The 13,359-nt window shown below is 49.9% G+C and carries 13 protein-coding genes; all 13 read left to right on the top strand.

The genetic code is table 11. The features are described from left to right. Positions 1 to 105 precede the first annotated feature (105 nt). Positions 106 to 549 (top strand): nucleoside-diphosphate kinase, encoded by a 444-nt coding sequence (gene ndk / locus ACWGOO_RS09435; RefSeq protein WP_452482767.1) that lies wholly within the window; start codon positions 106 to 108, stop codon positions 547 to 549. A 29-nt stretch (positions 550 to 578) separates the two neighbouring features. Then, the gene (locus ACWGOO_RS09430; RefSeq protein WP_452482765.1) at positions 579 to 1,379 is read left to right on the top strand and encodes a CheR family methyltransferase; all 801 of its coding nucleotides are present in this window, start codon (positions 579 to 581) and stop codon (positions 1,377 to 1,379) included. A 226-nt stretch (positions 1,380 to 1,605) separates the two neighbouring features. After that, positions 1,606 to 2,775, top strand: a complete 1,170-nt coding sequence (gene aroC / locus ACWGOO_RS09425) for a chorismate synthase (protein ID WP_452482763.1) — start codon at positions 1,606 to 1,608, stop codon at positions 2,773 to 2,775. Between the two features lies 1 nt (position 2,776). After that, complete coding sequence (aroB, locus tag ACWGOO_RS09420; RefSeq protein ID WP_452482761.1) at positions 2,777 to 3,871, top strand: 3-dehydroquinate synthase; 1,095 nt, start codon at positions 2,777 to 2,779, stop codon at positions 3,869 to 3,871. 2 nt (positions 3,872 to 3,873) lie between these two features. Next, positions 3,874 to 4,248 (top strand): chorismate mutase, encoded by a 375-nt coding sequence (aroH, locus tag ACWGOO_RS09415; protein WP_452482759.1) that lies wholly within the window; start codon positions 3,874 to 3,876, stop codon positions 4,246 to 4,248. A gap of 379 nt (positions 4,249 to 4,627) precedes the next feature. Further along, positions 4,628 to 6,178: an anthranilate synthase component I gene (gene trpE, locus ACWGOO_RS09410; protein WP_452482757.1), complete on the top strand. Its 1,551-nt coding sequence runs from the start codon at positions 4,628 to 4,630 to the stop codon at positions 6,176 to 6,178. A gap of 34 nt (positions 6,179 to 6,212) precedes the next feature. Then, complete coding sequence (trpD, locus tag ACWGOO_RS09405) at positions 6,213 to 7,259, top strand: anthranilate phosphoribosyltransferase (protein WP_452482755.1); 1,047 nt, start codon at positions 6,213 to 6,215, stop codon at positions 7,257 to 7,259. Beyond that, positions 7,249 to 8,043: an indole-3-glycerol phosphate synthase TrpC gene (gene trpC, locus ACWGOO_RS09400; RefSeq protein WP_452482753.1), complete on the top strand. Its 795-nt coding sequence runs from the start codon at positions 7,249 to 7,251 to the stop codon at positions 8,041 to 8,043. The genes trpD and trpC overlap by 11 nt, the downstream gene beginning before the upstream one ends. Then, positions 8,040 to 8,726 carry a phosphoribosylanthranilate isomerase gene (locus ACWGOO_RS09395; protein ID WP_452482751.1) on the top strand — a complete coding sequence of 229 codons (687 nt, stop codon included), beginning with the start codon at positions 8,040 to 8,042 and terminating at the stop codon, positions 8,724 to 8,726. Before trpC ends, ACWGOO_RS09395 begins: the two co-directional genes overlap by 4 nt. Next, positions 8,723 to 9,919, top strand: a complete 1,197-nt coding sequence (gene trpB, locus ACWGOO_RS09390; RefSeq protein ID WP_452482749.1) for a tryptophan synthase subunit beta — start codon at positions 8,723 to 8,725, stop codon at positions 9,917 to 9,919. Before ACWGOO_RS09395 ends, trpB begins: the two co-directional genes overlap by 4 nt. Beyond that, positions 9,916 to 10,722: a tryptophan synthase subunit alpha gene (gene trpA, locus ACWGOO_RS09385; protein ID WP_452482748.1), complete on the top strand. Its 807-nt coding sequence runs from the start codon at positions 9,916 to 9,918 to the stop codon at positions 10,720 to 10,722. Before trpB ends, trpA begins: the two co-directional genes overlap by 4 nt. A gap of 59 nt (positions 10,723 to 10,781) precedes the next feature. Then, on the top strand, positions 10,782 to 11,885 hold the full coding sequence (hisC, locus tag ACWGOO_RS09380; protein WP_452482746.1) for a histidinol-phosphate transaminase: 1,104 nt from the start codon (positions 10,782 to 10,784) through the stop codon (positions 11,883 to 11,885). A 26-nt stretch (positions 11,886 to 11,911) separates the two neighbouring features. After that, entirely contained in the window at positions 11,912 to 13,000 is a 1,089-nt protein-coding gene (locus ACWGOO_RS09375; protein ID WP_452482744.1) for a prephenate dehydrogenase, read from the top strand. The last annotated feature ends 359 nt before the right edge of the window (positions 13,001 to 13,359 follow it).

The raw sequence follows: 13,359 nt of genomic DNA, 5'->3' as shown, positions 1-13,359 counted from the left end.
GTGTTTTGGGCTTGCTGTGACAAAATACTTTAATCGTTTCCAAGCTTTTGTTACAATACAGCTTAGTACTGTATAAATACATTAGATTGGATTGGGAGTGAGCCGATGGATCGTACGTTTTTGATGGTTAAACCGGATGGAGTACAACGCGGACTAATTGGACGTATTATTAGTCGCCTGGAAGACAAAGGCTTCAAAATGACGGCTGGCAAACTTGTGCAGGTATCTAGAGAACAGGCGGAACTGCATTATGCGGAGCATGTGGGCAAGCCCTTTTTTGAAGAACTTGTTGACTTTATCACTTCTGGCCCTGTATTCGGCATGGTTTGGGAAGGAGATAACATCGTTACCCTGTCCCGCCTGCTGATTGGTAAAACACAAGTGACAGAGGCTCTTCCGGGCACGATCCGGGGAGACTTTGCTGCACATACACCGTTTAACCTCATTCACGGTTCAGATTCACCGGAGAGTGCGGAGCGCGAGATTGCGAATTTTTTCACGCCGGAGGAATCCGTTCGGTATGAAAAAAGTGTGGCGACCTGGGTGTAAGATTAATTTTTTGTGAGAAGGATGGTAGCATGACGGATATGGAACTGGGTCGGACGGACCCCGATTACACAGCGTTTATCCGCAAAATCAAGGACAGCACAGGTATTGATCTTGCACAATACAAGGAAGCACAGATGAAAAGGCGGTTAACGACGCTTCGTAACAAAAACGGGTTTCCCAGTTTTGTTTCTTTTTATGATGCCATGATGAAAGAAAAGCCCTTGTTCTATGAATTTCTGGATCGGATGACGATCAATGTTTCAGAGTTTTGGCGTAATCCCAACCGGTGGGAAGTGCTGCGGGATACGATTTTGCCACAGCTGCTTTCGGGTAAGCAGAAGCTCAAGCTGTGGAGTGCGGCCTGCTCGACTGGCGAGGAGCCGTACAGCTTGGCTATGGTGCTGGACGGCAAGGGAATTTTGGGGAATTGCTCCATTACGGCTTCTGACATTGATGACGGCGCACTGGCTAAGGCCAAGGAAGGCAGATATTTGGAGCGTTCGCTCAAGGATGTGCCTGAACAGGTAGCCAGTAAGTATTTCAAGCCGGATGGTGCGATGTATCGAATTGATGACCGTTTGAAGCAGGCTGTGAAATTTCAAAAGCAAAATTTGCTGCTGGATCGGTTTGAGGATGGCTACGACCTCATTATCTGCCGTAATGTCATGATTTATTTTACGGAAGAGGCCAAGCATAAGCTGTACCAGAAGTTTGCAGCCAGTCTTCGCCCCGGCGGCGTACTGTTTGTCGGCAGTACAGAGCAAATTTTTTCTCCAAACCAATATGGTCTGGAATCGACGGAAACCTTTTTTTATCGTAAAAAAGCATAAGCCTGAACAGATAGCCCATTGTTCGTAGCTAGTTGTGTTCTAACAATGATTACGTTGGCTATTGGCTTTTCAGGAGCGCACGTCCTTTGGCTTTGTCCGAAGGGCGTGTTTTGTTTAACTGGACACCCGTGGCTTTTCTTGTCAAAGAAAAGTGCGTATACTATAATGAAGCAAAGTTAAAGATTTTAGCGATGCACAGTTTAACAGTTTAAAGGGGGAACGCGTCATGAGTTTACGTTACTTAACCGCGGGGGAAACGCATGGCCCCCAGCTTACTGCGATTGTAGAGGGCATGCCGAGCAATTTAAAATTGGATTTTGAAGAATTGAATTTTCAGCTACATCGTCGTCAGAAAGGGTATGGACGGGGTCGGCGTATGCAGATTGAAAAGGATACAGCCAACATTGCCGGAGGCGTTCGTCACGGGTATACCACAGGTGCGCCGATTGCCCTGATTGTGGAAAACAACGATTGGAAGCATTGGCAGAATATTATGAATATTGAGCCCATCGAAGGCAGTGACGAGGAAAAGCGCCGGGTTCACCGTCCGCGTCCGGGTCATGCAGATCTGAATGGCGGACTGAAATACAACCTAAAGGATCTGCGCAACGTGTTGGAACGTTCTAGTGCCCGTGAAACGGCAATTCGTGTCGCATGCGGCGGTTTGGCCCGTCAATTGCTGGCGGAGTTCGGAATTAAGGTGGCAGGTCAGGTTATCCGCATTGGGGAAATCGATGCACCTTACCGCGAGTTGCCGATTGACGAGCTGATCGCCGTGACAGAAGCATCTTCGGTGAGAGTGACCGATCCGGAAACGGAAAAGAAAATGGAAGCCTACATTGACCTGATCAAGCAAGAAGGCGATTCGGTTGGTGGCGTAGTGGAATGTATTGTGGAAGGTGTTCCGATCGGTCTGGGCAGTCATGTACAGTATGATCGGAAGCTGGATGCACGCATTGCCCAGGGAGTCATGTCCATTAATGCGTTCAAAGGCGTGGAAATCGGTATCGGCTTTGAAGCTGGAGAACTGCGTGGTTCGCAGGTGCATGATGAAATTTTACATGATGACGAACGTGGATATCATCGCCGTACCAATCGTTTGGGCGGTTTCGAGGGTGGTATGACAAACGGAATGCCTGTCGTGGTTCGTGGCGTGATGAAGCCGATCCCGACGCTGTACAAGCCGCTGCAAAGCGTGGATATTGATACGAAGGAAGCGTTCACCGCTCAGGTTGAGCGTTCGGATGCATGTGCCGTACCCGCGGCAAGTGTGGTTATGGAGCATGTTGTAGCCTGGGAGATTGCCAAGGCTTTGCTTGAAAAATTCGGCGGCGATTCCATTGAAGAGATCCGTGCGAACATTGCATCCTACGAAGCACAACTGGAACAGTACTAAGATGAGTACGCTGACGGTACAACTTGGAGAACGTTCCTATCCCATTCATATCGGGCGAGGGCTGCTGCATCGGGCCGGAGAGTTTTTGAAGGAACGAGGAATCACGAAAAAAAGTCCATTGTTGATTGTCTCTGATGAAAATGTAGCGGAATTTTACTTGACGACATTGGAGAGCAAGCTTCAGGAGTCGGGCTACAAGACTTTATCCTTTGTCGTCAAGCCGGGTGAAAAGTCCAAATCGCTTGCTGTGTATGAGCAGGTGATTACAGCAGCTATCGAGGGCGGTTTGGACCGCCATTCAGCTGTCATCGCGCTTGGTGGTGGTGTAGTGGGCGATCTGGCGGGATTTGTGGCGGCTTCTTTTATGAGAGGCGTCAAGTTCGTACAGATTCCAACTACAATCCTTGCGCATGACAGCAGCGTAGGTGGCAAGGTTGGCATCAATCACCCTTTGGCAAAAAATATGATTGGAGCCTTCCATCAGCCGGAACTTGTGCTGTATGACGTGGATACGTTGTCTACATTGCCTCCGCGCGAGGTATCTGCCGGGCTGTCTGAAATGATCAAGCATGGTTTGATCTGGGATGCTGAATTTGCCCACTGGTGCCGCGATCATGCGGCTGATTTGCTGGCTTTGGACGCGACAGCCCTGGAGTACGGTCTGGAGAAGGGCTGTTCTGTGAAAGCCGAAGTGGTGTCGCGCGATGAACGTGAAAACGATTTACGCGCTATTCTAAACCTCGGTCACACCATTGGTCATGCGATAGAGGCGATTGCGGGGTATGGTGAGTTTTTACACGGGGAAGCGATTTCTATTGGTATGGTCGGCTCTGCACTTCTGGGTGTGAAGCTGGGGGCAGATCCTTCTTTGGTAACAGAAACGAGGGATATGCTAGCTTCCCTTCGTCTACCGACTTCTCTTCCCGCTCATCTCGAAACAGATCGTCTGCTGGATGCGATGATGCATGACAAAAAGTTTAAGGAAGGTAGTATTACTTTTGTTGTCCCACGCAGCATCGGGCGCGTGGAAGTAGTGAAAGATATTTCCGTCTCTTACATCCGACAAGTAATTGAACAGCTAAAAGAGGAGGCGTAACGATGTACAATCGTGGAATTCGTGGGGCGACGACCGTAGCGAACAATGAAGAAAACGAAATTTTGGAAGCCACATGCCTACTATTAGAGGAAATTGTTTCCTGCAATGAAGTGCAGCCGGAGGATATTAGCAACGTATGGATTACGGTGACCCACGATCTGAATGCTACCTTCCCGGCGAAGGCGATCCGCAAGCTTGACGGCTGGGATATGGTTCCGCTTATGTGTTCGTTAGAAATTCCTGTAGAGGACGGCTTGCCGAAATGCATCCGTTTGATGGTACAGGTGAATACCATTAAAACACAGCGGGAAATTAAACATGTATATTTGAACGGAGCGCAGGCGCTAAGACCGGATTTGGCTTCCCAAGGAAAATAATCGCCCGTTTTTAAAGTGGATGGTTGCCAAAGTAACATCGTATGAGATATAGTGTGTGTAGCAGAGTTGAGTAGAGTTAGCCAGAGCCAGAGTTGAGATGAGAAGAGTGTAGTTGAGCCAATTCCATATGAGGATTACAGAGATCAGCGGTAGCGGGTAAGCTTTTGTCCACGGAGAACCTTCCTAGACGGAGAGGCTTATTTGAAGTAACCCAGGTTATGCAAAGGGATGAGTGTATACTTTGTATATTTGCTGTAGTCATTTTGCATATGGCAGCATTCTTATAATTTCAATAACTGACAGCCTCTACCTTCCGGGTGGAGGCTTTTTTATATTCTCTCCTTTGGGTTCTGCGCTAATTTGGAAAGGAAGTGATCTCATGTTAATGCCGCATGTGGAGCAAGTGATAACGATGGCAAATGAATTTAACCTGATTCCTGTGTACAAAAAAGTGCTTGCCGATATGGAGACGCCGATTCGGATTTTCCGTCGGTACGCTGAGCGGGACCGGGCCTTTCTGCTGGAGAGTGTAGTAGGAGGCGAGCAGTGGGCGCGACATTCATTCATCGGGACGGACCCGTTCCTAATGGTTTCCGGCAAAAAAGGCCGTTTGATTCTGGAACAGCATGGTAAGCGACAAACATTAAACGACAAGCCGCTTGAAGCGCTCAAGGCGTTGCTTCGCAAGTACCGTAGCCCGAAACTGAAAGAAATGCCCCCATTTACAGGCGGGGCCATCGGATTTTTTGGATATGATCTGCTGCAATACTATGAAAAACTGCCAGAGCATCCAGTAGATGATTTGAATATGGATGATATTCGTTTTATGTTCTGCGATCAAGTTATTGTCTTTGATCATATGAAACAGCAAATTTTGCTGGTTGGCAATGTTCATGTAGGCGAAGGCTTCCGTGATGAGGACATCCGCGCTGCTTATGCTGAGGTGGAGCGTAAGCTGGAGGCAACGGCGCAGTACCTGCGTAAGCAGACACCGCCAGAGACATTGGCAGCAGCCTCCATTCCTGACGATGTGGAGCTGGGTGAGATTCAATCGAATGTAACGAAGGAACAGTTTATTTCAAATGTGGAGCAGGCGAAGGAATATATTCGCTCCGGTGATATTTTTCAGGTCGTGCTGTCCCAGCGCTTTCACATTGATACAGATGCCTCTCCTTTACAGGTATACCGCGTGCTGCGCACGATGAACCCGTCTCCATATATGTATTATTTGAAAATGGATGACGAGATCATCGTGGGCACTTCGCCGGAGGCGCTCGTCAAGGTGGAAAACGGTCGGGTGGAGACCCGTCCTATTGCTGGAACGAGGCCGCGTGGCGCGACGGAGACAGAAGATATAGCGCTCGCTGAAGAGCTGCTGAAGGATGAAAAAGAACGTGCCGAGCATCTGATGCTGGTCGATTTGGGAAGAAATGATCTGGGACGTGTATCTCAGTTCGGTACGGTCAAATGCGATACGTTTATGGAAATTGAACGCTATTCTCACGTAATGCACATTGTATCCAATGTATCGGGTAAGCTGCGCGAGGATAAAGATTTCTTCGATGCTTTCCTGTCCTGCCTGCCAGCGGGCACGGTATCGGGGGCTCCGAAGCTGCGGGCGATGGAGATTATTGCTGAGCTGGAGCGGGAAGCGCGTGGTCCGTATGCAGGAGCCATCGGATATTTGGGCTTTTCGGGCAATATGGATGCTTGCATCACGATTCGTACGATTGTGTTTAAAAAGAACCGGGCCTATGTTCAGGCGGGTGCAGGGATTGTGTGGGACTCGGTTCCAGAAAGCGAGTACCAGGAGACGGTGAACAAGGCCAAGGCGCTGCTGAAAGCGATCCGCACGGCTGAAGCGATGTTCCCTGCGACGGTACAGCCCTACAACAGCGTCATCAACCAGGATTATTTGTACACTCCATAACATACAAAAATCTGATTTTGAGGAGGAGACGATGATGGAACGACATGATATTATGCAAGTGGGGTTAAGCCGGGTCATTGAGGGACAGCATCTTTCACGTACGGAGGCCCGCAGCGTGATGGAACAGATTATGAATGGGAGTGCCACGCAGGCGCAAATTGGTGGGCTGCTGACGGCTCTGCGCATCAAGGGGGAGACGGTGGATGAAATCACCGGATTTGCTGAAGCTATGCGCAGCTATGCCAGTCCGGTGCAAACCGGAGAAGGTGATACCCATCTGCTGGACACATGCGGAACCGGAGGCTCGGGTATTCACAAGTTTAATATTTCCACGATTTCCGCCATTATTGCGGCTTCGGTGTCTGTGCGGGTGGCGAAACATGGCAATCGTTCTGCAAGCGGACGTGCCGGGAGCGCCGATGTGCTGGAGGCCCTCGGGGTCAATATCCATTTGACGAGTGATCAGGCGCGGTCGTGTCTGGATCGCATTGGCATCTGCTTTTTATTCGCGCAGCTGTACCATCCGTCTATGAAGCATGCCGCTGCTCCACGCCGGGAGCTTGGAGTACGAACGGTGTTTAATATGCTCGGTCCCTTGACGAATCCGGCAGGTGCGGATCGGCAGTTGTTGGGCATTTATGACGCGGGAAAAACGGAAGTGATCGCTGAGGTGCTGAATCGACTCGGCTCCAAGCGGGCCATGGTCGTCAGCAGTCTGGACGGATTGGATGAAATCAGCATTTCAGCACCGACACGGGTATCTGAGCTGAAGGATGGTCAGGTTCATACGTTTGAACTTAACCCGTCGGATCTGGGTTTGCAGACGCACCGTCTCGATGAAGTGCTGGGTGGAGACTCGCAGGTTAACGCCGACATTATCGGTCGAATTTTGAACGGGGAGCGCGGAGCTTATCGGGATGTCGTGTTAGCGAATGCCGGCGCGTGCATCTATGTATCGGGCGCAGCAGCTACCTTGACGGATGGAGTAGTACAGGCAGCGGAAGCTATTGACTCAGGGCTGGCGCTGTCCAAGCTGGATCAATTAATACAGGCAACGGGGGAATACCAATATGTATCTTGATCGAATTGTAGTGACGAAGCGACAAGAAGTGGAGCAGCTTAAGGAGCATTTTCAAATCAGTGAAGCCGAGCGATTGGTTGCCGATTTACCCGCGACGAGAGGTTTCGAGGATGCTATAGCTGTGCGGCGCAACCGTCCACTTGGACTGATTGCCGAAGTGAAGAAGGCTTCCCCCTCCAAAGGGTTGATCCGACCGGATTTTCATCCGGTGGACATTGCACGGGCATATGAGGGAGCTGGAGCCGATTGCATTTCTGTTCTGACGGATATGACGTACTTTCAGGGGAGTCTTGAATATTTGCACCAAATTCGTGAACAGGTAAAGATTCCGCTGCTGCGCAAGGATTTTATCATTGATGAACGGCAAATTTATGAAGCTCGTCTGCTGGGAGCGGATGCGGTGCTGTTGATTGCGGCTATACTGGAGCCACGTGTTTTGGGGTCTTTTTTACAGATCGCCAAGAGCCTGGGACTGGACGCATTGGTAGAGGTGCATGATAGTGAGGAGCTTAAAGCTGTGCTGGATCTGGGGACAGCTACCTTGATTGGCGTGAACAACCGAAATCTGCGGACATTTGAGACCCGCCTCCAGACGACAGAGGAGTTGATCGCACTTATTCCTAAAGGAGTTACGTTCATCAGTGAGAGCGGCATTGCCGGGCCCGAAGATGCAAAGTATTTGCATTCGGTAGGCGCACACGGCATCCTGGTAGGAGAGCATCTGATGCGCAAGGATGATGTAGGACAGGCTGTAGTCGATTTGATGGACGGGGTTAAAGCATGAATAAAACGGGCGTGAAAATTTGTGGACTTCAAAGCGTTGAAGTGCTAAAATCTATGGTAAACTTACCGGTCGATTATATAGGTTTTGTGTTTGCCGACAGCAAGCGCCGGATTGACGGCGCACAGGCTGGAAAGTTGCTTTGCGTATTGGATGAATGGACTCTAGGTAGCAGACCACGCAGCGTGGGCGTATTTATGAACCCTGATGACGCACTGTTAAATGATGTCATGGAGAAAGCACCATTGGACGTCATTCAGCTGCATGGTCAGGAGAGTTCGCAACGCTGCCGGGAGATCAGGGAGCATTTTGGCGTACAGGTATTCAAGGCATGGTCTGTGGATAGTAAAGGGCAGACGGTGAAGGGCCAGACAGAACGCCCGACGGACGAATTGGATGCTTATGTCGGAACGATAGACGCTTTACTGCTGGATACATATGATCCCCTGTATGGTGGCGGCTCCGGCAAAACGTTTGCGTGGGATCGGATTCCTGCCTATCAGGCTTGGACCCAACAACATGGAATTCCTTTGTTTGTAGCCGGCGGGCTGACTGCCGATAATGCAGAAAAGCTGGTTACCGAGTATCATCCCGAAGGGCTGGATGTGTCCAGCGGTGTAGAGACGGATGGAGTCAAGGACATTGCAAAAATCACATCATTCGTAGAAAGGGTGAAGCAGGCATGACACAATTACCTGATAACAACGGACGTTTTGGAACATTTGGCGGACGATTTGTACCGGAAACGTTGATGAACGCACTGATTGAATTGGAGGAATCCTACCGGAAGTATGCGGATGATCCTGATTTTAACGCAGAGCTGAACGGACTGCTAAAGGATTATTCGGGCCGGGAAACGCCGCTCTATTATGCGGAGCGTCTGAGCCAGCATTTGGGCAAGGCTAAAATTTACTTGAAACGCGAAGATCTGAACCATACCGGAGCCCACAAAATTAATAATGCGTTGGCGCAGGGACTGCTGGCGAAGCGTATGGGCAAACAGAAGGTCATTGCCGAAACAGGCGCAGGTCAGCATGGTGTTGCGACGGCGACCGTCGCGGCATTGCTCGGACTGGAGTGCAAGGTGTTTATGGGAGAAGAGGATACCGTACGCCAGCAGCTAAATGTATTCCGTATGCAACTATTGGGTGCAGAGGTCATTCCGGTTACATCAGGCACACGTACACTCAAGGATGCCGGGAATGAAGCTTTGCGGTATTGGGTGAGCCATGTCCATGATACGTTCTATATTTTGGGCTCGGCGGTCGGACCACATCCGTATCCAATGATGGTGCGCAACTTCCAGCGTGTCATTGGCGACGAAACCCGCCATCAAATTCTCGAAAAAGAAGGCAGGCTTCCAGATGTCGTGGTAGCGGCGATCGGTGGCGGAAGTAATGCCATCGGTATGTTCTATCCTTTTATCGAGGATCACGAGGTTGCTTTGCTTGGCGTCGAGGCGGCTGGAAAAGGCGTGGAAACGGAATTTCATGCAGCAACGATGAGCAAGGGAACGCAAGGTGTCTTCCAAGGCTCCATGAGCTATCTGCTTCAGGATGAATATGGACAGGTACAGCCTGCACATTCCATCTCGGCGGGATTGGACTATCCGGGGGTTGGGCCGGAGCATTCGTATTTGAAAGATATTGAGCGGGCCAAATATGTTCCGATTACCGATCAGGAAGCGCTGGATGCTCTCCAATTGTTATGCCGCACGGAAGGTATTCTTCCGGCATTGGAATCGGCACATGCAGTTGCGCAGGTCGTTAAACTGGCACCTACCTTGACGGCGGATGATATTATTGTTATCTGTTTGTCGGGTCGCGGTGACAAAGATGTGGACTCCATTATTAAGCATTTGGGAGGAAATCCGTCATGAATTTAATTGATCAGGTGTTTGGACGTCTCAAAGATGAAGGCAAAACGGCATTAATTCCTTTTCTGACGGTAGGCGATCCGGATGTGGACACGACGGTAGAAATCATTCGACAACTGGAGTTGGCCGGAGCGGATATATTGGAGCTGGGCGTGCCATATTCGGACCCGCTGGCTGACGGACCTGTCATTCAGCGTGCATCTGAGCGTGCGTTGAAACGGCAAATCTCAATCCGCACGTGTATGGAGACGGCTTCTTTGGCCCGGGCGGCGGGATCAAGCCTGCCTTTTATTTTGTTCACGTATTATAATCCTGTGTTGCAGATGGGCATGGATGCTTTCTTTGCAGGTTTGCAGAAGCATGGCATCAGCGGCCTGATTATTCCCGATCTTCCGCTTGAGGAAGCAGAAGAACTGGGAGGAAGGGCGGCAGAGGTTGGTGTATATCTGATTCCGTTGGTTGCTCCAACTTCTGAACAACGGATTGAACGAATTGTCCGTCAAGCACGCGGATTTGTATACTGTGTAACCTCCCTTGGGGTGACCGGGGAAAGAGCTTCCTTTTTTGAGGGTATAGAGGGCTTCATCGCGCAGGTCAAACGGTATACGGATATTCCGGTAGCGGTTGGGTTCGGTATCTCTACTAGGGAGCAGGTAACCCGTTTTTCGGACATTTGCGATGGAGTTGTCGTCGGAAGTGCCATTGTGCGTCAGGTGGAGGAAGCGATCCCGCTGCTGGACGATTCTGCGCGAAGAGCAGAAGGACTTTTGAAAATTCGCAATTTTGTGGCACAATTAAAGCAGTAATTGGCGTCAATATAGAAAGCAACAAATTTAGTTCTGAATGGATTAGAGGAGGTAGGGGCATGCAACCTAAACCGCATATTGTACATTTGCCGATATATCAGCCCGGTAAACCGATTGAAGATGTGAAGCACGAACTGGGACTTGATGAAGTGATCAAGCTCGCCTCGAATGAAAATCCGTACGGCAGCTCTCCCAAAGTATTGCAGGCCATTCAGGAGGAATTTGCGAACATTAGTGTATATCCTGACGGCAGCGCGGTAGCTTTAACACAGGCGCTGGCTAAACATACGGGCTTGAAAGAGGATCAGTTTATTTATGGCTGTGGCTCTGACGAGATTATTGCGTTGATTACGCGTGCTTTTCTTCTTCCCGGGGAAGAAAGCATCATGGCTGATCAGACCTTCTCCGTGTACAAGAGCAATGTGGAGATTGAGGGAGCGGTTGCTGTTGAGGTACCTTTGCGTGACGGGGTACATGATCTGGAAGCCATGTTGTCTCAGATCAACGATCGTACGAAAATAATCTGGGTCTGTAATCCGAACAACCCGACTGGCACGATTGTACCCGAAGCAGAGCTGATCGCATTTTTGGATCGGGTGCCGAAGCATGTTATGGTCGTGCTGGATGAGGCGTATGCCGAGTTTGTGACGGACAGCGCGTATCCAGACGGTATTCGTTTGTTGCCAGCCTATGAAAATCTGGTTGTATTGCGCACCTTCTCTAAAATATACGGTCTGGCATCACTTCGCATCGGATACGGTATGGGAGCTGCGGCAACGATCCGCCTGATTAATCAGGTTCGTGAGCCGTTCAATACTTCACGTGTAGCACAGGCTGCGGCGATTGCGGCGTTGGAAGATCAGGATTTTGTGCGGGAATGCCGTGACCGTAACGCAGAGGGCAGAGCCTATTTGCAAAATGAGTTAAATCGCCTTGGACTAGAATTTTTTCCGGCACATGGTAATTTTATTATGCTGGATGTACATCGCCCGTCGGGTGAGGTATTTCAGGAGTTGCTTCGTAAAGGCGTGATTATTCGCGCTGGTCATCACAAATATCCGACATACATTAGGGTGTCGGTTGGATCACAGCCACAAAATGAGTGGTTTATCCGTGCGCTGGAACAGGTCCTGGGGGCGGAAGCGGCGAAAGCGCGTCTATAATTTCCGCAGATGGGATTTGATAATTGATGAAGATTGCCGTTTTCGGCGTGGGACTGATCGGTGGGTCCCTCGCACTTTGCTTTAAAGGGAAGCCGGGCATTACCGTTGTCGGTCACGCTCATCTCCCTGAACTGATGGAGCCGATGTTGAGCTGTGGTGTCGTGGATACCGCGACTCTTTCGGTTGAAGAGGCGGCAGAGGATGCCGATTTTATTTTTTTATGCGTACCTGTCGGCTTACTGGAGCATTATCTGGAGTTGTTAAGCAGGCTGCCGCTTAAAGAGGGTTGCATTATTACCGATGTAGGCAGCACAAAATCGTCGATTGCCAAAAAAGCGTCGGAAATCTCTTTACGTAATGCTTATTTTATCGGTGGCCATCCGATGGCCGGCTCAGAGCGTTCCGGTGTGAAGGCTGCTTCTGCGTTGCTGTTTGAGAATGCCTACTATGTACTTTCCCCGGAAGGGGGTGTGCCTGAGGAAGCCTACAGCTCGTTGGAGCGTCTGTTAAAATATACAGGAGCCCAAGTTGTGCGTGTCCAGCCTGACATGCACGATGACATTGTCGGGGCGATCAGCCATCTTCCGCATATTATTGCAGCTGCGTTGGTGAATCAGGTGCGTAAGCACAATGACGAAAATCCGCTGTACCGCACATTGGCTGCCGGTGGGTTCCGTGATATTACGCGGATAGCCTCTAGTGATCCGATTGTGTGGCGGGACATTTTGTTGAGCAATCGTGATGTTTTGCTAGGCCTGCTGGAAGAGTGGAACGGGCAGATTGAGCGTTTTACCCATTTACTAAGAATACAAGACGGAGAGGGAATCGCTGACGAGTTTTTGGCGGCGGGGCATTTCCGCAGTGAACTGCCGGAGCGCCGCAAAGGTGTTATCGTCTCAACGTTTGACCTGTATATTGATGTACCAGATACCCCGGGAATTATTGGCCGAATTGCAACAGAGCTGGGGGATCGTAACATTAACCTGAGCAATATGCAAATTATCGAAAGCCGGGAGGATGTTCCTGGTATTATGCGGCTTTCCTTCCGCCAAGAACGGGACTGGGAGCGCGCCAAGGCATTGCTGGATTCGATGAGCTATAAAGTGGTGGTATAGAAGGAAAGTATGAGTGTTCAATAAGGAGGTAGACCGCTCCGCGATTCATTTGATCTTACGATCGCTGTTGCAGGGGGATTCTTTGGACGATTTGAAATCTTTAGAGGAAAGAATCCCCCGGCAAAGGCGAGCGCTACGCTTCTCCAGATTCAAATGAATCGCTCCGCTACGGACCGCCTTAAAAGCATCATACTTTCTGGAGTGAAGTAGTAAGAAAAGATTTAAAGCGGGCGATGAGTTTCTTCGCTCGTTTTTTGTTATTCAAAAATAAAAAAAATGAAGGCTGACAGATTCGGTTACATCACCAAACAATACATTTCCAACAATCCGGCTGCCACCAAGCAGCACTTTTTTGTATG

The sequence above is a fragment of the Paenibacillus sp. NPDC055715 genome (assembly GCF_053617595.1).
Note: the sequence above shows the minus strand (reverse complement) of the source record. Positions and strands in the feature narration are given on the sequence as shown.

Bases quoted from the DNA above. Each gene is read 5' to 3' on its own strand.
- aroC (WP_452482763.1), top strand. From the start codon at position 1,606: ATGAGTTTACGTTACTTAACCGCGGGGGAAACGCATGGCCCCCAGCTT.
- ACWGOO_RS09430 (WP_452482765.1), top strand. From the start codon at position 579: ATGACGGATATGGAACTGGGTCGGACGGACCCCGATTACACAGCGTTT.
- ndk (WP_452482767.1), top strand. From the start codon at position 106: ATGGATCGTACGTTTTTGATGGTTAAACCGGATGGAGTACAACGCGGA.
- trpC (WP_452482753.1), top strand. From the start codon at position 7,249: ATGTATCTTGATCGAATTGTAGTGACGAAGCGACAAGAAGTGGAGCAG.
- trpD (WP_452482755.1), top strand. From the start codon at position 6,213: ATGGAACGACATGATATTATGCAAGTGGGGTTAAGCCGGGTCATTGAG.
- ACWGOO_RS09375 (WP_452482744.1), top strand. From the start codon at position 11,912: ATGAAGATTGCCGTTTTCGGCGTGGGACTGATCGGTGGGTCCCTCGCA.
- hisC (WP_452482746.1), top strand. From the start codon at position 10,782: ATGCAACCTAAACCGCATATTGTACATTTGCCGATATATCAGCCCGGT.
- trpB (WP_452482749.1), top strand. From the start codon at position 8,723: ATGACACAATTACCTGATAACAACGGACGTTTTGGAACATTTGGCGGA.
- aroH (WP_452482759.1), top strand. From the start codon at position 3,874: ATGTACAATCGTGGAATTCGTGGGGCGACGACCGTAGCGAACAATGAA.
- trpA (WP_452482748.1), top strand. From the start codon at position 9,916: ATGAATTTAATTGATCAGGTGTTTGGACGTCTCAAAGATGAAGGCAAA.
- ACWGOO_RS09395 (WP_452482751.1), top strand. From the start codon at position 8,040: ATGAATAAAACGGGCGTGAAAATTTGTGGACTTCAAAGCGTTGAAGTG.
- aroB (WP_452482761.1), top strand. From the start codon at position 2,777: ATGAGTACGCTGACGGTACAACTTGGAGAACGTTCCTATCCCATTCAT.
- trpE (WP_452482757.1), top strand. From the start codon at position 4,628: ATGTTAATGCCGCATGTGGAGCAAGTGATAACGATGGCAAATGAATTT.